Annotated in this window: 24 protein-coding genes and 1 pseudogene; 1 reads left to right on the top strand and 24 read right to left on the bottom strand. The window is 41.9% G+C overall.

What is annotated here, in order from left to right:
* Positions 1–77 precede the first annotated feature (77 nt).
* The gene (locus tag DFP97_RS06845; protein ID WP_114379220.1) at positions 78–4,820 is read right to left on the bottom strand and encodes a glycoside hydrolase; all 4,743 of its coding nucleotides are present in this window, start codon (positions 4,818–4,820) and stop codon (positions 78–80) included.
* Positions 4,821–5,164: 344 nt separating this feature from the next.
* On the opposite strand from DFP97_RS06845, the gene DFP97_RS30640 reads away from it, so the two are divergent.
* Positions 5,165–5,305 carry a hypothetical protein gene (locus DFP97_RS30640; protein WP_181873381.1) on the top strand — a complete coding sequence of 47 codons (141 nt, stop codon included), beginning with the start codon at positions 5,165–5,167 and terminating at the stop codon, positions 5,303–5,305.
* 46 nt (positions 5,306–5,351) lie between these two features.
* Here the strand turns inward: DFP97_RS30640 and DFP97_RS06840 are convergent, their stop codons facing one another.
* The 23 genes and pseudogenes from DFP97_RS06840 to DFP97_RS06735 form a co-directional block, all read right to left on the bottom strand.
* Positions 5,352–6,086 carry a thioredoxin-like domain-containing protein gene (locus tag DFP97_RS06840; protein WP_114379219.1) on the bottom strand — a complete coding sequence of 245 codons (735 nt, stop codon included), beginning with the start codon at positions 6,084–6,086 and terminating at the stop codon, positions 5,352–5,354.
* A 9-nt stretch (positions 6,087–6,095) separates the two neighbouring features.
* The gene (locus DFP97_RS06835) at positions 6,096–6,491 is read right to left on the bottom strand and encodes a DoxX family protein (RefSeq protein ID WP_114379218.1); all 396 of its coding nucleotides are present in this window, start codon (positions 6,489–6,491) and stop codon (positions 6,096–6,098) included.
* A gap of 56 nt (positions 6,492–6,547) precedes the next feature.
* A complete protein-coding gene (locus tag DFP97_RS06830) occupies positions 6,548–7,408 on the bottom strand; it encodes a M56 family metallopeptidase (RefSeq protein ID WP_114379217.1) in 861 nt (286 codons plus the stop codon).
* The gene (locus DFP97_RS06825) at positions 7,405–7,821 is read right to left on the bottom strand and encodes a BlaI/MecI/CopY family transcriptional regulator (protein ID WP_114379216.1); all 417 of its coding nucleotides are present in this window, start codon (positions 7,819–7,821) and stop codon (positions 7,405–7,407) included. Before DFP97_RS06825 ends, DFP97_RS06830 begins: the two co-directional genes overlap by 4 nt.
* A gap of 105 nt (positions 7,822–7,926) precedes the next feature.
* A complete protein-coding gene (locus DFP97_RS06820; protein WP_114379215.1) occupies positions 7,927–8,439 on the bottom strand; it encodes an acyl-CoA thioesterase in 513 nt (170 codons plus the stop codon).
* A gap of 3 nt (positions 8,440–8,442) precedes the next feature.
* Complete coding sequence (locus DFP97_RS06815) at positions 8,443–9,408, bottom strand: nucleoside hydrolase (protein ID WP_114379214.1); 966 nt, start codon at positions 9,406–9,408, stop codon at positions 8,443–8,445.
* Between the two features lie 83 nt (positions 9,409–9,491).
* On the bottom strand, positions 9,492–10,292 hold the full coding sequence (locus tag DFP97_RS06810; RefSeq protein WP_245975953.1) for an inositol monophosphatase family protein: 801 nt from the start codon (positions 10,290–10,292) through the stop codon (positions 9,492–9,494).
* A gap of 4 nt (positions 10,293–10,296) precedes the next feature.
* Positions 10,297–10,821 (bottom strand): HAD family hydrolase, encoded by a 525-nt coding sequence (locus DFP97_RS06805; RefSeq protein WP_245975951.1) that lies wholly within the window; start codon positions 10,819–10,821, stop codon positions 10,297–10,299.
* Positions 10,808–10,954: a hypothetical protein gene (locus tag DFP97_RS31380; protein WP_245975948.1), complete on the bottom strand. Its 147-nt coding sequence runs from the start codon at positions 10,952–10,954 to the stop codon at positions 10,808–10,810. The genes DFP97_RS06805 and DFP97_RS31380 overlap by 14 nt, the downstream gene beginning before the upstream one ends.
* Positions 10,955–11,046: 92 nt before the next feature.
* A complete protein-coding gene (locus tag DFP97_RS06800; RefSeq protein WP_114379271.1) occupies positions 11,047–11,403 on the bottom strand; it encodes a glyoxalase superfamily protein in 357 nt (118 codons plus the stop codon).
* Between the two features lie 75 nt (positions 11,404–11,478).
* Positions 11,479–12,481, bottom strand: a pseudogene (locus DFP97_RS06795) (iron-hydroxamate ABC transporter substrate-binding protein).
* A 192-nt stretch (positions 12,482–12,673) separates the two neighbouring features.
* Complete coding sequence (locus DFP97_RS31375) at positions 12,674–12,781, bottom strand: NUDIX domain-containing protein (RefSeq protein WP_245975946.1); 108 nt, start codon at positions 12,779–12,781, stop codon at positions 12,674–12,676.
* Positions 12,782–12,982: 201 nt separating this feature from the next.
* Positions 12,983–13,705: an alpha/beta fold hydrolase gene (locus DFP97_RS06785; RefSeq protein ID WP_114379213.1), complete on the bottom strand. Its 723-nt coding sequence runs from the start codon at positions 13,703–13,705 to the stop codon at positions 12,983–12,985.
* A 33-nt stretch (positions 13,706–13,738) separates the two neighbouring features.
* Positions 13,739–14,134 carry a GNAT family N-acetyltransferase gene (locus tag DFP97_RS06780; RefSeq protein ID WP_114379270.1) on the bottom strand — a complete coding sequence of 132 codons (396 nt, stop codon included), beginning with the start codon at positions 14,132–14,134 and terminating at the stop codon, positions 13,739–13,741.
* A 6-nt stretch (positions 14,135–14,140) separates the two neighbouring features.
* The gene (locus tag DFP97_RS06775) at positions 14,141–14,674 is read right to left on the bottom strand and encodes a YfiT family bacillithiol transferase (RefSeq protein ID WP_114379212.1); all 534 of its coding nucleotides are present in this window, start codon (positions 14,672–14,674) and stop codon (positions 14,141–14,143) included.
* Positions 14,675–14,914: 240 nt separating this feature from the next.
* Entirely contained in the window at positions 14,915–15,577 is a 663-nt protein-coding gene (locus DFP97_RS06770; protein ID WP_114379211.1) for an HAD family hydrolase, read from the bottom strand.
* Between the two features lie 104 nt (positions 15,578–15,681).
* Entirely contained in the window at positions 15,682–16,119 is a 438-nt protein-coding gene (locus tag DFP97_RS06765; protein ID WP_114379210.1) for a GNAT family N-acetyltransferase, read from the bottom strand.
* A complete protein-coding gene (locus DFP97_RS06760) occupies positions 16,116–16,925 on the bottom strand; it encodes a phosphotransferase family protein (RefSeq protein WP_114379209.1) in 810 nt (269 codons plus the stop codon). The genes DFP97_RS06765 and DFP97_RS06760 overlap by 4 nt, the downstream gene beginning before the upstream one ends.
* A gap of 193 nt (positions 16,926–17,118) precedes the next feature.
* A complete protein-coding gene (locus tag DFP97_RS06755; RefSeq protein ID WP_114379208.1) occupies positions 17,119–17,541 on the bottom strand; it encodes a hypothetical protein in 423 nt (140 codons plus the stop codon).
* Positions 17,538–18,473, bottom strand: coding sequence for an aminoglycoside phosphotransferase family protein (locus tag DFP97_RS06750; RefSeq protein ID WP_114379207.1), 936 nt, complete (start codon positions 18,471–18,473; stop codon positions 17,538–17,540). Before DFP97_RS06750 ends, DFP97_RS06755 begins: the two co-directional genes overlap by 4 nt.
* Before the next feature lie 325 nt (positions 18,474–18,798).
* On the bottom strand, positions 18,799–19,554 hold the full coding sequence (hisA, locus tag DFP97_RS06745) for a phosphoribosylformimino-5-aminoimidazole carboxamide ribotide isomerase (protein WP_114379206.1): 756 nt from the start codon (positions 19,552–19,554) through the stop codon (positions 18,799–18,801).
* A 102-nt stretch (positions 19,555–19,656) separates the two neighbouring features.
* Positions 19,657–20,019, bottom strand: coding sequence for a VOC family protein (locus DFP97_RS06740; protein WP_114379205.1), 363 nt, complete (start codon positions 20,017–20,019; stop codon positions 19,657–19,659).
* Positions 20,020–20,038: 19 nt separating this feature from the next.
* On the bottom strand, positions 20,039–20,473 hold the full coding sequence (locus DFP97_RS06735; RefSeq protein ID WP_114379204.1) for a GNAT family N-acetyltransferase: 435 nt from the start codon (positions 20,471–20,473) through the stop codon (positions 20,039–20,041).
* Positions 20,474–20,538: the final 65 nt, after the last annotated feature.

Raw genomic sequence — 20,538 nt, 5'->3', positions numbered from 1 at the left:
ACACAAAAAAAAGCCGCGATTTACGCGGCTTTTAATTGTAGATCATATGAGATTTCATAGAGCGTCTAATGCTTTGTTCAATCGGAACTGCCGTTCTTCCAATTGTAGGGTTTCACTTTAATAATTGTAGTAGTTTCAAAACCTGCGAAAACAGCATAAATGTCAGTTTTCCCGACTTTGTGACCTGTAATCAATCCATTTGCATCGATCGTTGCAATTTTTTCATCCTGGGAGCGATAATTTGCATACTTCGTCACATCGGCGGTACTACCATCCTCATAGTGAGCAATAACCGAAGCTTGGAGCCCTTCTCCAATTCTAACGTTGGCATCTCCACCCACCACAGCTTGTAGTCCGATCAGACCTTTAACGGCAGGAGTAACTGTTAATGCAAAAACTGCGGACATCCCCTGATACGTGATGTTAATATTCGCTGATCCGGCCTGTAAAGCGGTTACTAGACCAACAGCGTCAGCATTCGCAATCTCGGGATGATCGGATACGAATTTGCTTTCTTCCGTAATTACTCTAGTGCTTCCGTCGGAATATACGGCATTTACTTTGATTTGATGGGTATCTCTCGCTTCAAGGTGGACCGTTTCTTCGTTTAATTCAATTCCGGTTAATACAGGCTCAGGTACATTCCCGGTTGTTTGCTCCACTTTAATCCAACTGACCATCGGTTTATCGCCACTTGCATGGTCGACGTTACGTGTAACTTCTACTTCAAGCATTCCGTCAGCAGCAATAACGCCATCAAAAATCTTTGTCTCAATCTTGGCACCAATGTTATATTCGCTTAATACGGTCTTGCCTTCGATAATGACATCCTCATAACGGCTCGAACTTTTCCAAGGATCTTTGAAGCCGAGCGTCACCTTGTACGATTTTTCGCTGTCTTTTGCGACCTGGAATTTGTAAGTCAACCCTTTCCCCGGTCCGGACGCGTTTCCATCGTATTGGCGAATAGTATCATAGGCTTCCGCGGCATCTGTTCTAGCCCATGTTGAATTTCCAAATGCGACATATCCCCATTGTAAGCCGGTAATCAGATCCGCTCCGAACGGCTGTTCTTCGGTGCTGTTCATGGATCCGAAGGTTTCGCCGGATTCGAGCACATTGGGACTGTTGTCACCGGCATCCACATAATAAAGCATGCCTGTGTCATCAATCTCCACTTTAATCCAACTAACCATCGGATCCTCGTATTTCCCTGTATTGGTCATGTCCCGTAAGACGCCTACATCAAGAATGCCGTCCTTTACGTCGACTCCAGTAAATTGTTTAACCGTCTCATTTCCAGGCACAAAGGATGGGCTCGCCTGCTGATCTTCCAGGGAAATGAATTGTTTTCGGGCATTGTTGTTCCACGGATCCTTGAAGCCTAGCGTCACTTTGTAACGTCCGTTAGGCACCTCGAATTTGTAAGTGATCCCTTTCCCCGCAACATCACTTTCGTCGATTCGCAGACCGTCGAAATATCCCTCACCCGTATTTTGCGACCACGTTCCACCGTTCGTTACATAACCCCAAGCCTTTCCTGTAACCGCATCGGTTCCGTAAGCTTGGTCTTTAACACTATGTTTAACACCGAGAATCTGAGAACCTTTGATCGTGCCGGGCTCATCGTCGCCGGCTTTCACATAATACAATAGCCACGGATCTGCGGGAATGAGCGGCATTGCGGACAATTCATTAGATATTCCGCTTTCCTGACCATCCTTTATAGCACTTACCGCTACAAAATAGCGGACACCGTTCTCAAGTCCGGTAATCATATGTCGAGGCTCTGATGTTTCAACCGTTTTGGTATATACGCTATTAGCAGTACCATAATGGACCCGGTAGGAATCCACGCCATCCACCTCAGAGAAGGAAACCGTAATGGATCCTGCTGAAGGCTGCGCAGAATATAGTTCCGGAGCCGTCAAAACAGGTACCCCTCCCGCTTTTGCTGCTTTGAAGTAACGGAATTCCGCATCTGCCCAACTGTGAAGTCCAAATCCTCCACCTGTGTAAGTGGTATCGTTGACATCAAAAATTAACTGGTCATCCAGGTAAGCTTTTATATTTTTTCCGGCTAAAACCACCGTCAATTTATAAATCCCATTTAACTCCGGATTAAAATCTACCGATTTGGAAAGTGAATCATTACCTTTTCGTAAATGAAGCTTCCCGTTTTCGAATAGAAATTTATAGGACTTGTCGTACGTCCCACGGAAAAAGATACCCCAGTCCGCATCAGGCGTTGAATGTAGGGCCACAGCAGTAATGGTACCATCGATTAGTCGTTGACCTTCAACGGCGATGGCGCCCTGTGCACCATTACCCGATTGGTGCTTCAATAAACCTTCGCTTTCGTCCCAAGTGCTGATCAGCGGCGTCCATCCCGATACGGTACCATCTTCGAAAGTATCTTCAAAAACTACGCTTTCGGCCGATGGTACTGCTGAAATTTCATCCGACGGTCTGCTCTCGCCTCCGACGCCATCGGATGAGACCGCAACATAGTAACGAGTATCATTAGTCAGATTGGTCAACGTATGTGTCCCAGCCATTGATTCGGCTTTTAGCCCATAACTTCCGCTTTCCGTCCCATATTGTACATGATAACCTGGAATCTCCGGGACAATGCTGTATTCCAATTTTACTTCCTTGTCGCCTGGAATGGCGATAACTTTAGCAGGCGGAAGAGAGGCTGGCGTCACTTTCACATTAACCTCTGTGCTCACCTCCGAACCATTGACAGAAGCCACAAAAACATCATATTCGGTGCCATTAACCAAACCGGATACTACAGACTTGTGTAGGGTACCAGGTTCGACGGTAACCTCCTTGGTCTGTTCGACTCCATCCTGATTAACTGGCTTAACCCTGATCCTATAATCAGTGACACCCGGTCTTGGCATAAACGATATTGTTACCTGACCGTCTCCCGGTGCAGCATGTACTTCATCTGGAGGGAACAGATCGGGTACCGAATGCATCTCATTTGATAAGGCGCTTTGCCCGTTTGAATTATTTGCTATTACCGCTACATAATATGTCTTTCCATTCGTTAAGCCTGAAATTGTATGAGTGCTGTCATTAAACGGCTCAGTTTCTTGCGTATATTGTCCGCTTTCGTTACCGTATTTGACCGTGTATGATTCCGCTCCGGAAACGTGGTCGAAATCGATTGTTATCGCTTGATTCTCCGCTTTAACTGCTTTCAAAATTGGAGCATCCGGAACAGCTGTTTCGTTATGGTATGCGCCAACAAGTGTGACGATGGATTTTGCCGGTACGGAATATGCTGCTCCCGCTGCAACGGCCGGCTTTTCTGCTAAGTCGTCGGTAGCGGATGTGACATAAGGAACGTACTGGAACACCTTTGTTCCTGCCGGCAGATTATTCGCCTGCAATCGAATATCTTTTGCCTCGGAAGTATTGTTGACAAAAACAGATATTACTCGTTTGTTGGTTTCATCGATATAAGCAGAGCCAAGAAAACCACTTGGATCATTATTCGATAAACCCGACAGGGCGATCCTTTTGGAATCGGGCCGGATGAATTTACTATAATTCCCTAATGCCCATAACATCTTGGAATCCAGCACATTCTGTTGGTCTCCTGGAACCTGATAATCGGTATAAACCAGTCCGTCTTTATAATCGACGTTGGACACTGCAGTCCACCACTGCCACGCTGAGACGTTTGAAACCGTTAAGTCATGATGAATAACCTTGCTGATATAAAGCGCGGGGTCGATACCCAAATCACGGCCTGGACCATAATTACCCAGAATGCTGTACTCCGTCATCCAAATCTCTTCGCCGCCATACATATCCATATTTTCACGCGCGATGCGGCGCAGGTTCGTCAAATCGTTGTTACTTTCAGAAAAATAGGAATGTACGGCAACCATGTTGTCCACTTTGCCCTTCATTTCCGAATCGCCGATAAAATCTTTGATGTATTCACGGTATTTACCGGTGCCGGCGCTGTTACTGCCAGCCATATATGGTGTGTTCCCGCCCGAGTATTCCATATACTTCTCATCGTCCAGCAGCGCCTTATACTCCACTGCTTCTGGAATCTCAATATGGGAATTAACACCCTGCCGTTGCAGTTCATCATAAAGCGAATTTACGACGCGCTTAACATCTTCATTGTTGTAACGATTCCCTTCCTGATTGCTGCGGTTCCAATCCCAAGTCGGTTCATTGATCGGACTGACATGTTGGAATACGATTCCTTTCTCATCCTGAAGATGTTTCACGACATCGGTCAAGTAGCGTGCGAAGTCATCTTCATATCCTTCTTTCAAATTGGTTGAACCGACCGTATTATCGGCTTGTCCGTGCCCGTTCTTAGTCATCCAGACAGGAGGACTATTGGAAAAGGCAACGAACTGCTCAACGCCACGTTTCTTGGCCGCCTCAAGGAACCACTGCTGTCCGGCTTGCTTAGACCAATCGTATTCGCCGCTTTCGGTTTGCTTAAAAGCTTCCGCCATTCTCCATTTTGTATGCACAATATCCTGATCTGTGAGATTGCTGCCGGCCCCAACATTAAATCGCCATCCTGACAAGCCAATCCCCTTATCTTCCGAAAATAACAGATCGGCGATTTGGTTTTTATTATGCTCACTCCACTCCTTGCCAATCGGATCAACCGACCAGGCATCAGATGCAGCAAAGTTATGAATGGTTTGATAGCGTGTATTGGCATCCAAGATCACATTCGTCGCTTCCGCCGCGTTCACCGGTTGAATATTCCCAAATGTAGTTCCTATAAGGATAGTACCTATAAGAGTAGCAGACAAAGCCTTTCGCATTACGCGTTCATCTCCTTTTAGGATATTGTAACAACTGTTCAAATTATGTAACCGGTTTCATTAATGGCGTTAATTCTCTTTCATTTCAATTTTATAGAGCTAATAAAACTGCTAAGGAAAAGTGAAACCGGTTACATTAATTAGTTAATAATCCCTCCATTTCGTTCAATATGGATAAAGAACTTATTTAGATATTCGCGATGTTATCTTACATGAAAACGCTTTCCATTGTCAACTCCTCTCACGTAAAGTCGACACCCTTCTTCAAAATTAATTTGTATCCGTCAAAATCTGCATGAAAACTCCCCTCGCCGATCATCATATAAAAGTTGGAGGTGATGATTATGACAGGAAGAAATAATAAGCCTGATAATGATGGTCCAGCGGCTAGCCCTTCCCGCTTAGACCAATTTGGCGACAAACTTGCCGATAATTCACAATCCATTCCAAAGAAAGACAAGAATGTTAAAGGTAATAGCTGTTAAAATGTAAGAAAGGCAGTCCCAAAATATGGGACTGCCTTAAAATTAGTTACATCGTGCCTCCGCCACGACGAATGGAAGCTGGAATTTCTTCGGGTCCTTTATTGATGTAGTCATAAATAAATGTCCCTATTTTTTGCTCGTCGTAAGTAGTCAATTCCATCGTTTTCGTCCAGGCTGTAACTACGATTTCTTTTCCTGCTGGAATATCTTCATTTGGTACGGCTAATATGCCTGCCCCAGCCAATCTGAATTTAGTAAAATATTTGAGTTGCGTAATTTGCTCCGGATCGGCATCGGCGCGATGGTAAATAATAATATCGCCGTGCTCTAAATTATGGACTAATTTCTCATATGCGGGCTTCTCTGTATAAAAGCCGAACTTTAAATCATGAGGACTATGCGTGCCTGAAGTTGGAATCTTCATTTCATACTGCACAGGTGAATCCGTATGGTCCGCTCCATAATATTGATCATCCGATACTTCAATCGGTACATTAAAATTTAATGTTTTCACATCATAATTACCACCTAAACTTTGAGCAAAATGAATGATGATAACCAATATTGATGCGCTAAGCAATAGATGTGCAGCTATTTTCATTTTCTTGGTTTTCTGTTTTAAGGCAGCTTTCTGTTCCTTCTTTAAGCCGCTCCTATTATCTTTCTTCAGCCTTGAAGCATACCAATAACAAATCAAGGATAGCAGTAAAATAAATCCACCAACATAGAGTAATGTTAATGTACTAGTTGACTCCTGATGCAAACCTAAGTGCGTATTCATTTGGAAGAATTACACACCCCTTTTGGCAACAGGCAATTTTGAATCTACAGACAACATCATACTGCCATTAATCACTAGGTAAAGAGCCATAACCATCAAGGCCAAATCCAACTCAAATCCACCCAAGAAACCGGCTGCGAATTTCACTTTAATAATAGCACCCAGCATGATAAGCACGAACAATCCCGAAACAATCCTCGTTCCAAGCCCTACTACCAAGGCAATTCCTCCAACAAGCTCGATAAACGCTACCAGATAAGCAGCAAACCCAGGTAAACCAATGCTTTGGAACCATCCGGCCGTATTACCGATTCCGCCTTGGAACTTGTCCAAACCATGTACAAAGAATAGTAAGCCTAATGCAACTCTCAAAAGCAACGCACCAATTTCAACTTGTTTTTTCATTTCTAAATCCTCCTCATAGTAGCACTACTTAATGTAGTGTTTCGTTTCAAAAAAAATTACGTGACCGCCAGCACGATCATACTCATAAATAGCAGCAGGACATAAATAGAGATCACGATAGAAGTCGTTTCCAGTTTCACCGGAATGTTTTTCTGAGGGTCAACCAATTGCTGTAGTCTATAGTTTACTGACCCATCCGCAAAGTGCGCCAAAACAGGCGTTGCATTTTCATGAAAGCAACTTTTGATCAGTTTTAACAAAGCGCTTCCCAAACCGAGCTCTGAGCCGGTCTTCATAATTGCATATTCATCGGCCATTAGCTCGCTAATAATTTTATAATTTTGATACGTCCATTTGGTAAGCGGAATAAACCAAAGCGCTTGTGATATTAACTGAAGAATGAAGATTTTCAAGGAATCACGATTGTTTTGATGAAAGGCCTCATGCTCAATGACTGCTTCCAGCTCATGACGGTCAAGCATTTCGATTAAACCGGTAGAAAGAACAATTAGAGGGCTTCTGAATCCCATCGTAAAAGCCATCGATTGTTTATGATCAATCACGATAAGTTTATTATTCTGTGGTTTGTAATCACGAATAATTTGGTCGGTTAAAGTTCGAACTCTGAGTGACATGATCTTATTTCTAAATCTTCTTGAAAGAACATATTGCTGCGCAAATTTAATCAGTGTGATCAATATGGTATAAACAATTAATGCGTTTAAAAAAGTGATCACTAAAAAGTAATAAAATGATTTTTCCTTAAACAAGCTCATACAAAACTTGAAAAAGTTCACCTGCAGGTTTACACCAAACATGAGGTGAGCCAAATACATACCCATCTGGCTCCAAACCAGTCCTGCAATTAGAAGACTCAACGCCAAGACTATAGAAGACTTTCGCTGCCATCTCATCATTGACTATCCTTTTTTAACTGCTGAATTTTATGTTCGAGTTTATCCAACAATGATTTATCAACCTCTGTTAGTGCGTCAATCATATGATTAATGACGACGCCGCCAAATTCATCAAGCAGATTTTCTGTCAATTTCTTTGACTGATCTTCGATGAAGTCTTCCTTGGTTTGGGTAGGTCGAAATAGTGAAAGTCTGCCTTGCAGCCTTTTTTCCAAAATACCTTTGTCTAACAACCGGTTCATTACGGTCATGACAGTATTGAAATTGACTGGCTTATCCTTCTCCAAACGCTGCTGGACATCCTTAATACTTAGCTCTTCTGCTTCCCAGAGCAGCTCCATGATTTTAGCTTCCAACGTTCCGAAGAAACGATTTAAGCCTACTTCGCCATATTTAAAATTTTTAATTTCCATTAGCCCCTCCTTCCACTACACATTATAGTGCAAAACTATATTTCATTTCAAGTGACTAAAAAAGCCAACGGAAACGTAGGTCCGTCAGCTTCTTTAATCAAACCATTAATCCCAAGGATGCTTGACGGTCAGAAAGCCCGCAAACTTTTTACTTTCATCTCTTCTAATTTTACGCATTTCCGCCCGGTGCGGGGCAGTCTCAAACAGTTTCAGCTCCTCTTCCGTCTCTGGAACGACTTTTGGCACGGGAACAGGCTTTTTATTCTCATCCAAAGCAACAAACGTTAAGAAAGAGGTTGCAGCGATCTTTCGGTCACCGCTTAATAAATCCTCTTTAATGACCTTAACAAACACTTCTACAGAAGTCCGGCCCGTCCAGGTAACGAAAGATTCCAAGCAGACCGAATCCGACGGCCGGATCGGATGCAGAAAGTCGACGGAGTCCGTTGAGGCGGTTACGACTGAACGGCGGCAATGCTTCGTTGCCGCTATCGATGCAATATCATCTATATAAGCCATTAGCTTTCCGCCAAATAGCGTATTGTGATTATTAACATCAGGAGGAAATACTCTTGCTGTTTTATAACATTTTGATTCGCGCGAATACCGTTGCTCCATCGTTTAACGTCCCTCTCCTATAAATACAGATAGCATTTGCGCTATAGCTTTTTCCTCATCCACTTCTAAGCAAAAGTCTACGGCTCGTCCAACTATGGACCGTACTCTTCGGTCGGTGATGATCATTCCTGCTGTATAGCCGGTTCCGCAATCTATAACCGCATTCATCGCTTCTATTTTTACAAGCGACGGGTTTACAGCGACTAGAACGGCTAAAGGATCATGCATCGCACATTCCCCAATGAAATGATTAGAAAACTCATAGAATGCAAAGTATCGTTCGGTCGCCTCTTTTATAAAATCAACAATTTCCCGTTTATCCGGTGGTGCCTGTCGAGAAAGCATCTCTAGATGATTCCTTGTTAAACGCGTCCTCTGTGTAACATCCAATCCGACGATTGTAATTGGAAGCTCCGATTCGAATACGATCGAGGCTGCTTCCGGGTCTCCATATAAATTGGCTTCGCTTACAGGCGTCACATTACCAGGGGCAAACACAGCACCGCCCATAATAACCACTTTTTTAAATTTAGTTACAATAGATGGATCCTTCTGCAGTGCAATTGCAAGATTGGTCAATCTGCCTACTGTTACCAGAATGAGTTCTCCTGGATTTTCATTTACTTTTCGAATAATAAAATCCGTTGCGGATTCTTCAATTGGCTTCTTTATAGACGGCGGCAAGCTTGCATCACCGATCCCATTATTCCCATGAATATGCGGTACAGCCCCGTGGAAAATACGTTCAATCGGACTTGCTGCTCCAACCGCAACAGGAACCTCATAGCCGCAATTGGCAAGCTGTATGACGCGTAATGTATTCTCTGTAGCTTGAGCAACATCGGTATTGCCGAAACCTGTCGTAATACCCTCTACCTTAATCTCAGGAGAAAGCAATGCGTACAATATGGCTAAGGCATCATCTATGCCAGTATCTACATCAAGCAGCATCCGGTTTATGTTCGACATGTCATGATTCCTCCCTCTACTTCGTACATTGTAAACGAATTTAGAGGTAAAAACCAAGCATAAAAGATTTAACCCTATAAAGTTTATTGCAGGCCATCTTTAACCATGTTAATAAAATAGTTCTGAAATTTGGGATGACAAGCGATCAGGTACGGCTGCGGGCTCATACCCGTAAACGTGTTTCCGTCATAATCAACGACAACACCGCCTGCTTCCTTCACAATCAGAAGACCCGAATATAAATCCTCACCTTCCGAATTGTAAACGATTATTCCGTCCAAATCACCTCTTGCAAGCATGCACCATTGCAAAGTCGGTGCCCATAGCCTCATCATTCGTTTTGTATTAACGTCTATGTAATGTCTTAGCTTAACAGCGCGTTCTTGATTTTGTAACGCATGGCCTTGTATCCATCCTACTCGCGCTTTTTTAAAATCCTTTGCTTTGTCAATTGTAATTGGATGTGTGTTACAGGATGCACCTTCGCCTTCGCTGGATACGTATAACCGGTCGGTCATTGGTTCGTAAATAACAGCTAGAACTGGATTAAGCTTATATAGTAACGTAATGGATATCGCAAATAACGGTAAACCAACTGCAAAATTATTCGTTCCATCGAGCGGATCAATGAGCCAAAGCCAATCGCTATTGAGGTCATTTTCACCATATTCTTCAGACCGGATTCGGTGTTCCGGGAATACACGCTGAATTTTTCTCAAAATAATAGCTTCAGCCAAATGGTCGACCTCAGTTACGATGTCTCCGTGATCATCCTTCTCGTCATATGTAATAAGTGTGCCGAAGCGTTCTCTCGTTAATCGGCCTGCCTCATAAGCAGCTGCAATGGCTACCTCTTTTGCCATGTTCATAATATTACGATCCAAGCACTTAACCCCCGTTTTCGCTGATCAAATCTTTCGTAAGAATCTCATCAATTGATTGAATTATAAAATCTGCAGAGGATAAATCCTGATTGCCTGAGTTAGCATTAACGTAACCGATACAACGCATGCCGGCCGCTTTCGCAGCTGCTATGCCATTTCTTGAATCCTCAAGCACTATGCATTTGCTCGGATTAACATTTAATTGCTTTGCAGCCTCAATGTATACGTCAGGAGCAGGCTTTCCTTTCGGAACTTCTTCTCCGCTGACAATACAATTAAATTCATGAGTAATTATAAATTTACTTAAAACCTCTTCAATGAAGCGTCTAGGCGAAGAAGAGGCGACGGCGATCGGTATTTTCCGAATCTTCAACTCGTCTATCAGCTCTGGAATTCCTCTAATGGGGAAAATTTCAATGTCCTGCAAATGTTTAATTTTAGCGTTGAGTTGATAATCTATTATTTCTTCCACTGATGGCGCAAGACTATATTGTTGCTTAATCAAATCCCACATTTCAGGATTTGTCATCCCAACATAGTTCCAGCTGCTCGATCGTAATACTTGCCCCTAAATGATGCATCGTCTTCATATCCACATCGAAATGAATAGGTTCGCTATCAATGATGACGCCGTCCATATCAAAAATAAAAGCTTCAATCAAAGTATTTACCCCCATTTACAAGTAATTGCGTTTATTATTAATCTAATTAATTTTTAATCTGAATAAATATTAATGTAGGCAATGTTTATATTCTACTCTTTTGTCGTATAAAAGTGAATTCGATTGCCGAATGGGTCTGTTACACATACTTCATTCCACTCATCAGAAAAACCTGGGCGGGCAAATTTGTAGGCTTTAGCCAATAGCTGCTCCTGCAGTTCTTTCGCATCTTCAACCTCAACTCGTATGGCTGAGCCTGGGCTGCAGTCACCGTGATGCTCAGATAAATGCAGGATACAATCGCCATTCGATATTTGCATATAGAGCGGCATTGTTGGTTCGTAACGATGCTCCCAATCACATTTAAAATCCAAGAAGTCAAAATAAAATTCTCTAGCTTTCTCTTCATCAAATATGCGCAAAATCGGTACCGTTCGTTTCATTTTCATCATCGCACACCGCCTTATCCATCTTCATTTCTTCCACGATTATACATCTATTCAAGTAGGAGCGATAGCCTTTAATCATGAAAAAGGACTAACCTGCTGGCGGTATTGACCAGAAGGCACAGTCCTTATATGTTTTATTACGATGCTTTCCAATACATCATCAATGATTGGTGAATTTGCAATTGCCCCTGAATACAACCAGCTGGACGTATTAGGATACTCGTATACGTTCCCATTTTTCAGAGCCGGAATTGCTTGCCAGATCGGGTCTTTAAGCGATTCTGAGCCTATTATCACTGTTAATGAGGAATAAGTGATCCGCGTCGAGTTCAGCCAATTTTTCTAGTGAGATTGCGTTCCAATTACTTGTGCCAGCTGCAGAAATTTCTTTTACAACTTCCGGTACTGACAGTCCCAAGTCGTTGTATATTACAGCGCCGCTAGACAATTTGTCGCTTACAACATAAAAGTTCTTTTGCACGAGCCAGATAGCTGCAGCGGATTGTCCTGAAGCAGAGCCTTGCAGTTCTTCTTTCGCTTCTTTTGCTTTAACTTCGTAGACATCGAAAGCCTTTTGAGCCTCTTCGCTCTTACCCAGTACTTCACCGATTTTAAGCAATGATTTACGCCAATCTGCGTTAATCTCATCCCCTAGCGAATATGTAGGAGCAATTTTAGCGTATTGTGCGTATTTTTCTCCTTCAACTGTGCTAGTTGATCCGACAATAATAAGATCAGGGTTGAAGCTTGTAACAGCTTCGAAAGGCAGGTCATAAGGAATTGTAGGAATGCCCTCCAACGTTTCTTTCAAATAATCCTGCACGCCATTAGCTACTGACCATTGAGCTATTGGTTTAACGCCAAGAGCCGCCAAGTGATCTTCCAAGTAAGAAGCAATAATACGCTGCGGATCTGCAAGTATCGTTACTTCATTACCGAGCGCGTCTGTTAATTTTTTTTCTGTCGGAGCTTCTGTTTCTTCTGGTGCATTTGCAGCATTTTCATTCTTTGCTGCTTGGTTTGAAGCATCCGTTGTTTCATCGCTTCCGCAAGCCGCTAACCATAGCGACATAATCATCAAACTGATTAATAGCCACACTAATTTCTTGTTATTACGCGAAAACACAGCAGTTCCTCCTTATAGAACGGTATAATTAGATGGAAGGTGAACGCTCATTTACTTCCAAAGTCAATAAATGATAACAATTATCATTATCACTATCAACTATATTTCTAATTATCGATTCGTACCATTTAAGAGGAAATAGAACTACCATTCTGTGGCTATAAGCCCCGCTTCTTCATTAAGCTGGCGGGCAGCAACCTCTTCCATCGATTCTCCGCACTCCATCGCACCGCCAAGCGTCCCCCAATCCAAAGTAACAGATCTCTAATGAAGCAATAAGTGGCCATGTTCATTAAAAACGAGTACACATGCACCGGCCATTATGAGCGGTCTTGAACCAACAACCGCTCTTAGTTCCATTATCCCATTTATTTTGCCTCACATTAGTTATTCTTTTGATTCGAAAAGTGCTCTTCATTTGATATAAGTTTACATAACTATTATTATGTTACCTTATGTTTGGTCTATACCGTCTAAATATCGCTTAATCGTACTATAAAGCTCATCTTTCTCCGTCATGTGGATATTGTGGCATGATTGTGCAAACTCGCAAACCATTAAGTTTCTGAAATAATTCCGGTAATTTAATAAATCCGTGTCACTAATTAAGGAACCCTCAAGCAGCCCCCGTATGACCAAAATAGGAAGGCCAAGCTTTTTACTTAATTGTACAGCCGTAGATTCACGTTGAATGCTTTTCACTGTCTGCTGCCGAATAAGCTTGTTCCGCCCAGTGGGTAATAAATAGTTATCGAAATAATCTTCGGCCCATTCGGCGGTCATTTGCTTATGTTCAGCTGGATAATCCTGTACAACAAGAGAAAGCAGCCGTTCTTGGTTATCCTGAGCATAGCCTAACGCATAAGACACACCGCGCGAATTCCCATACAAATGAAATCGCTTAAGCTCTGATTCTTTGATGACCGCTTCAAGATCACCAATATGATCAATGAGATCATAATTTGTAAGGGGAGTATCACTCCTTCCTCTCCCTCGGAACGAAAGCGCAATCCCTCTGCGGGGCAGCAAATAGGTTAGCAGATCCTCGTATTCTTCAGCCGTTTCGGACAATCCTGGGCAAATGATAATCGGGGCAGATTGATGGTCAGACAATTGTATAGAATCCAAATAATGAATGTTAACGCCTTGATTAACCGCTATGCCGGACAAATACATGTGGTACCTCCCCGAATTAAAGTAGCAATGAAATTATCGTTCTCTCGCGATAATGTAGCATTTATCCGAGTTGGCGAACCCGATTTTTGGATAGAAATCAACGGCTGTAGGCGCGGATAGCAGCACAAGCGACACCTCTACCCCAAGCATCTCCCTAAGCAGTTCTACCAAGTGCTTACCGATACCAAGCTGTTGATATTCCCGGTCTACTGCCAGATCGGACAGATAACAGCAATAGGAGTAGTCCGTGATCGCGCGCGCAACACCTACAAGCCTATCATTATTCCAAGCGCTTATAATAATATCTGAGTTATCTATCATTTTTTGCAGCCGTTCCAAGTCCTGATAAGGACGCTTAATGCCCGAATTTTGAAAAACCTGGGATAGATGCTCTGCAGTCAGATCTTTACCGTTTTTATACTGTATCATCTCCATTCACCCGTTCCATGATTTAATTTTGCTTCTGAATGCAGTAATATGAGCTACATGATGGTTGCCATGCCATGCGTAAATACCAAGGTTATAGTCTAAGCTGACGGTTTCTTTGGATTCTGGATGATAAAATTGTTTCTTAAAATCAGAGTTAGTAAGTGACTTCAACAAAATGACCCATCTCTTATGCAAGGTATCGATTAGTGAAAGGGATAGGTCAACCTCAGCAGCTGCACTATCCTGAAGGTTGGCCCAACGGTCCTCGAAATACGGTTTTATCGAAGGCGTTTCTTTAGTAAGAGCCAATTTAAATCGTATGAAGCTATTCATATGGCTATCAGCAATGTGGTGAACGACCTGTCTAATCGTCCAACCACCGTCACGATAGGGCGTATTAAGCTCCGTATCTTCTAACCCTTCGATACTTTCCCGAAGCTTCCTCGGCAGCTGCTCAATCTCGTTAATCCAAGCTTCTCTTTGCAGCTGCGTAATTTCACCTTCATAACTGAACCTGCCAATAGGAAATCTTACATCCATTCTATCTTCCCCTTTTTCTGCTTTTATTGTTCGGATAAAATGAGATAGTCGTCTATATGATTTCGTACGTGATTATTCTTCTGTTCGATGAATGGCTGAGCCGTCAGTGCATACTTCTCGTAAAGGGCCTGTAATCATAGCAAGCAGTTAACTTTAATAAGGATAGGCTCAACACATAACCATGATAACTGATCACTATTCAAATCTAGCGGGTTCAATTTTACAATCATGCCTGCCTCCTCAAAATAACGCTAATAGCTCATTTAAACGCTCGATTGTATGTAATGGCTTTGCCGAAAGTCCATCTCTCCACGGCTGATTCACTTTCATCCACACCGTTTCCATTCCTGCTTTATAAGCACCTTCCATGTCGTTAACGGGATGATCCCCTACATAAATGCAATGCTCGGGTTGCAGCTGCAGATGGTTAATCGCGGCTTCAAAAATACGGCTGTCCGGCTTTTTACATCCCGCTTCCTCCGAGACGATAATAAAATCAAATTCATCTCGAATACCCATTCGGTCAATTTTTCCGTATTGTATCTCGTTTCTACCATTCGTGATTAAGGCTGTTTTGTAGTTCTTACGAATATAACGAATAACCTCTAATGCCTGCTCCATAAGAACCGCACTCTTTACATATTCGTTTCTGTAAAATTGTAATAATTCATGGTGCTCGGGTTTCACGTTCCAAGGCAATTCTTCTAATAATTCATGAAACAATACATTTTTGTCCTTATAACCATCCTGATCGAGGTCAATCATTCGTTCAAGAATCTCTTGATTGTCTTCCAAATGTCCAAAATAAGTATTTAAAAAGGAAACGGTAAATTGCCTAAACGTACTCGTTCTATCTAATATCGTGTTATCCAAATCGAATATAATTGCTTTAATGCTGCTCATCGTTATCCCCCTGTTGTACCATTTCCATGATTATACATCTGTAAGGTCCAATGTGAAACAATTATTTGCAATTATCAGTCGATTTACAACGCGGCCAACCTCATTCACCGTTCTAATTTCTTAACGAAACGATAGCCTGTTGTATCAAATCCGATCGATTTATAAAATTCATGCGCTCGAATTCGCTCCGGCCTAATCCCGCTAGTCAAATACAATAAATTGGAACCTCTCCCCAAAGCCCATTCTTCTGCAAAACCTACAAGAGATCTCCCAATACCTTGACCTTCATATTCCTTTTTAGTAACCAGAAGTGATATTTGCGTTGTAATGCCGTCTTCCTCATAAGAGTAAATTTGGCGAATACCCATCATACCGACTACCCGCTCTTCTCGAGTTGCAACAAAGGTGAATTGTAATGGGATATTTTCGATAAAACTCATCCTTTTTCTCATTCTTTCAACGGTTGTCGGGTAGCCCAGGTCATGCATTAGCTCTGTAAGCGAAGTAAGATCTTCCTCGCAATATGTCCGTATGTTTATCATAAATCCTCCTTAAGCTTAGCTCTAATCAGGTTCACCAGATTTTGCTTCTCTTTGTCCGGTACCCATTCGCATAGACGCGCTGCTGCGATAGGGATCAACCACTCTTCAACATCATTAGCGGTTACATTACCGCCTTTGAGATATCGTTTTGTATATCGATTTGCGAGCTGATTTCTTATAAAAGCGAATAAAGCTGCGATTAATGCCGGTGTTCCTTCTGGTAGTGTACCCATTCGAAGCAGTAAAATCGTCCGTGCAGCATCGCCTGCTGGATTACCGGTCATTCCCGTCATCCAATCGATGACCCACACTCGATTCCCTACAATGACATTATCCGGATGAAAATCACCATGACACAGTTTCTGCCCTTCCGGCAGTTGTCTTAATCGCTCAATGATTTCACTCTTTTCTTCAGGGGTTAGTACAGGCGCTTCGTTAATTTTATAATGCAGCAACTCCTTTTGCTTAGGCAGGCCGCTAACCTTTCTTGTATGCATATCGAGATGAGTTTGAGCTAGCCTGGCAGCCTCCTTCCATACTAACCAAGGCTTTTTACTTAAACGGCTGAGCATCGTATCTCCGTAAACTCTCTCATAAACAATTCCGGGCCGATCATCCATTTCTGTCTTCTTGATTGGCTCTGGAACCGTCATACCCGATTGATGTACTCGCAGGCTGATCACATATTCTTCATTTACGAGATGGTCTGGAAGTCCTTTTTTAAACAATTTCAAAACATGCTTATCATCATATTCCATGAGCTCTGCTGTTCGGCCAAAAGCAAGTATTCTAGTAGTTTGAAGCATAGCATATTCTCCCCCTTATCTATGAAATTTCAATAGGCAGCCGAAGAGGCTGCCTATTTATTTTACAACATAGTTAATTCGAACCAATTCCCATTACTGATTTGTTCCGCCATTATCTGTATATTGAACAATATCCGCTGTCGAACCTGCATTAACCTCCAGCACTTTTCCGATGTTTCTATTGTTTACTTATCTACTGATTATGATTGGCAATAAACTGTGTAATCCCTTCAAACAAAGCTTCTCGTTCCCATATTACTTTAAATCCTTTTGTAACGACATCGATTGTTCCCTGATTCAGTGGATTCTTAACCCATTCTTCTTCAACTATGCCATATTCGGCTTCAATTCCATTGGCATATACTATTCTTAATGAGGTGAGGATGCCCCACTCCTCCTTAGTCGCCTGCTCCATCAAATCAAATTGAAATTGATGCAGAATAGCTTCCAGTGTTTTTGCCTTCTTATCTGAAATAATAACGAAATTCATGTGCGAATCTTCATCTTCTTCTTCATCTCTTGCACAAGCGCCAACTAAAGCGATACCTGCAATATGTGATTGCTCACCTGCCCATTTCACGAATTCAAACAGTAGTGCATAATGATCTGGTCTCATTGCTTTTGTTCCTCCAAATACCACCGTGGAATAATGTTGTTAAAATAATCGTGATCCTCAAGTACGCGCTCGATTTTCTCCATCATGATCGTGATTTCCTCGGGCTTGACCTTTAAAATCCATACAACCGAAGAGATAATGGTCATCGCTAAATAAAGAGAATAAAGCCTCCAAAATAACTCGTCTGGCTCTTGATCCTTATGATAGCTCTTGATTTGTCCGATCGTAAACGGAATGCTTATTTCCGAGCTGAACATGCCAGCCTTCAGAAATTCATGTACGGGATCTCCCCAGTATAACCGATTGAAGTCAATGACACCCGATAATTTCTCATTCTTCACAATCAAATTCCCTACATGAAAATCATCATGTTGAAACATGTTGGGCCTATTTTTCATTACTCGCAAATTTCGGTCAATAAAGGTTAAGACTTTCATGTCATGTTTAACTCTGACATCTCCTTTATAATACTGTTCCATATACTGATTATGTTTTGCTAACTTTCTGTCAAACCAGGGAGCAATCGAAGATGGCGCGTGCCACTTATGCATCTTGGCCAGCTCTTTACCGGCTTGGGCGCCTATCTCATATTGGACGACTGACGCGTACGAAGGCAGCGCTTCAGTTGCTTCTTGTCCTTCGATATACGTTAAGAGCATGTAGCCAAAACCAACATTTTCTAACGATCCTATTTCTAGTGGTCTAGAGCATTTGACGTCATATTGCTGCATCATCCTCAATGCTTCATATTCAGTCTGCTTACTCGGGAAGTCATCCAAAGCAAATTTTTTTAACAAAAACGTTTGATTGCCTTTCTCGACGATGAATTTCTCATCACTAGAATAACCTTTATAAATCTTTGATATGCTGCTGCTTCCATGTAATGATGTGATTTGATCCACTAACAGCTTAGATAGTTCTATATCATTCATTTATAAACCTCGTTTCGATTCCAAATGCAAGCAGCTGATGCTATCATTCGTGGTACAGTCTCGCAAAAATAACCGTTACCTCTGGTGCTTTTCCTTGAGCTCTTGGATCGCATCATGGATTCTTCTCAACTTGTCCCACTATTCTTAGCGCTGTCGATCGAGATTACCATTCTTTTCCGATTCATGTAGGATAACATCATAAACGCAGATTCAACGTGATTTGTTACAAGTTCCTTTTGAAAATCTTTACGCTATAACTAACAAGACACCGCTATCCCTTCACATAGAAGGTCACGGTGTCTTTATTTTATTGCGTATTAACCCCTCATGCTTGTTTCCTTCTGCTATACTCTACAACCTGCTCATAAGAAAGATTTCCACCGAAAATATCGAGTGCGCTGCCAATCGTAATATCTAATTTACCATTGCACAGTTCATTAAATTGATCCATATCAGCTAATGATCTGGCTCCGCCCGCATATGTAGTGGGTATGGTAACCCAATCCGCAAGCGAGCTGACCAGACTTTGCTGAATGCCGCGCTGCTTCCCTTCCACATCAACCGCGTGTACAAGAAACTCGTCGCAATATTGCTCAAGGAATCGGATATTTTCTTTATTTACTTCAAAATCGCTAAACTGCTTCCATTGATTCGTAACCACATACCATTTACCATCCTTCTCTTTGCAACTAAGATCGATAACTAACCGATCCTTGCCAACTTCAGATACGGTCTTTGACAAATGATTTTCATTCAGTTGACCATCCTGGAATATATAAGACGTGACAATGATATGAGATGCGCCTTGATCCAAATAATACATTGCATTGTCCGAGGTGATACCTCCGCCTATTTGTAAGCCTCCAGGGTAATGTTTAAGTGCATTGACAGCAGCTGTTTCATTGCCGCCACCGAGCATAATGACATGACCCCCAATTAATCCATCCTTCTGAAACAGTTCGGCATAATAAGTAGAGTCATATTTGGATACAAAATTTTCAATAATCTCGGTATTAAGCGTTTCGCCAACGATTTGTTTTACTTTTCCGTCATGCAAATCTATACAAGGCCTGAATTTCAACACGATTCCTCTATTCTGTATTTTTCTTTGAGTAAACATCTCTATAAGAAAAATAACCTATATGGCAAACAGAAATCAACCTTTATGAAAATTAATGTTCAATTATATATTACAAGCCATAACTATATTTCCATCCGGATCTTTAAAGTGGATCGTTTCTTCATCTTCCTTCACGATCTCGATCAAGTTTTGTTCAAAAAACTGCAGGGCTTGCTCAAGATTGGGCGTAGGTAAGCTAAATAAAACGTGGGGAGAAGGCGTGACTTCGTTACTTTGCACAAGAAAAATATTAGCACCATTCTCCAACCTGAATATATAGAAGGTTGAAGGATTTGTGTCAGTTGCTGATAAACCAAGTAAATGACTGTACCATTGAATAGACAATTTCAAATCCTTTACATGAACAAATACAGCTGGCACTCCACCTGATATAGGGCTGTTTATTTTCGATTGCTGTTCACTCATTCCAATCACTCCTTTTGATTTAATGGGAACTTAGGTTTCGGATATAATCCGGCATTCTTCTCATCATTCTCTCTTTATCCGATGTAAAACCGAATTGCTCATACAGTTCATGAGCATCCTTTGTTCCTAATATCCCAAGCAGATCTTTCAGTTCATCTGATGTCGTTAAACTCCCTACTAATTTTTTACCAATGCCTTGTCCTCTGTGCTCTTCATCAATAAATACATCGCATAGCCAATACATGGTTGCAAAGTCTGTCACCACTCGTGCGAACCCAACTTGTTTGTTTCCGTCATATACACCATAGCAGAGCGAGTTTTGCATCGACTTCTCCACTCTCTCTGCCGTTCGTTTACTCGCCCAATACGACCGGGATAAGAAGGCTTTTATAGTTTCCATATCAAGAAGACTCTTGTCATCACTTATAAGGTATTGATTAATATTTACATGCATGGCTTATCACCTTCTTTCAAGATGGTTTTAGAACGCTAGACTCAAAATCAAATATGAGTGCTATT

Source organism: Paenibacillus prosopidis (assembly GCF_003337375.1).
GTDB lineage: Bacteria > Bacillota > Bacilli > Paenibacillales > Paenibacillaceae > Pristimantibacillus > Pristimantibacillus prosopidis.
The sequence above is the reverse complement of the archived record's forward strand: the minus strand, read 5'-3'. Positions and strand labels throughout refer to the sequence as shown.

Bases quoted from the DNA above. Each gene is read 5' to 3' on its own strand.
- DFP97_RS06840 (WP_114379219.1), bottom strand. From the start codon at position 6,086: ATGAATACGCACTTAGGTTTGCATCAGGAGTCAACTAGTACATTAACA.
- DFP97_RS06835 (WP_114379218.1), bottom strand. From the start codon at position 6,491: ATGAAAAAACAAGTTGAAATTGGTGCGTTGCTTTTGAGAGTTGCATTA.
- DFP97_RS06765 (WP_114379210.1), bottom strand. From the start codon at position 16,119: ATGATAAACATACGGACATATTGCGAGGAAGATCTTACTTCGCTTACA.
- DFP97_RS06750 (WP_114379207.1), bottom strand. From the start codon at position 18,473: ATGAATGATATAGAACTATCTAAGCTGTTAGTGGATCAAATCACATCA.
- DFP97_RS06775 (WP_114379212.1), bottom strand. From the start codon at position 14,674: ATGGATGTAAGATTTCCTATTGGCAGGTTCAGTTATGAAGGTGAAATT.
- DFP97_RS06755 (WP_114379208.1), bottom strand. From the start codon at position 17,541: ATGAGACCAGATCATTATGCACTACTGTTTGAATTCGTGAAATGGGCA.
- DFP97_RS30640 (WP_181873381.1), top strand. From the start codon at position 5,165: ATGACAGGAAGAAATAATAAGCCTGATAATGATGGTCCAGCGGCTAGC.
- DFP97_RS06830 (WP_114379217.1), bottom strand. From the start codon at position 7,408: ATGATGAGATGGCAGCGAAAGTCTTCTATAGTCTTGGCGTTGAGTCTT.
- DFP97_RS06845 (WP_114379220.1), bottom strand. From the start codon at position 4,820: ATGCGAAAGGCTTTGTCTGCTACTCTTATAGGTACTATCCTTATAGGA.
- DFP97_RS06800 (WP_114379271.1), bottom strand. From the start codon at position 11,403: ATGAAAATGAAACGAACGGTACCGATTTTGCGCATATTTGATGAAGAG.
- DFP97_RS06825 (WP_114379216.1), bottom strand. From the start codon at position 7,821: ATGGAAATTAAAAATTTTAAATATGGCGAAGTAGGCTTAAATCGTTTC.
- DFP97_RS06785 (WP_114379213.1), bottom strand. From the start codon at position 13,705: ATGTATTTGTCCGGCATAGCGGTTAATCAAGGCGTTAACATTCATTAT.
- DFP97_RS06760 (WP_114379209.1), bottom strand. From the start codon at position 16,925: ATGCTTCAAACTACTAGAATACTTGCTTTTGGCCGAACAGCAGAGCTC.
- DFP97_RS06780 (WP_114379270.1), bottom strand. From the start codon at position 14,134: ATGATACAGTATAAAAACGGTAAAGATCTGACTGCAGAGCATCTATCC.
- DFP97_RS06805 (WP_245975951.1), bottom strand. From the start codon at position 10,821: ATGACAAATCCTGAAATGTGGGATTTGATTAAGCAACAATATAGTCTT.
- DFP97_RS06740 (WP_114379205.1), bottom strand. From the start codon at position 20,019: ATGAGTGAACAGCAATCGAAAATAAACAGCCCTATATCAGGTGGAGTG.
- DFP97_RS06770 (WP_114379211.1), bottom strand. From the start codon at position 15,577: ATGAGCAGCATTAAAGCAATTATATTCGATTTGGATAACACGATATTA.
- DFP97_RS06735 (WP_114379204.1), bottom strand. From the start codon at position 20,473: ATGCATGTAAATATTAATCAATACCTTATAAGTGATGACAAGAGTCTT.
- DFP97_RS06815 (WP_114379214.1), bottom strand. From the start codon at position 9,408: ATGTCGAACATAAACCGGATGCTGCTTGATGTAGATACTGGCATAGAT.
- DFP97_RS06820 (WP_114379215.1), bottom strand. From the start codon at position 8,439: ATGGAGCAACGGTATTCGCGCGAATCAAAATGTTATAAAACAGCAAGA.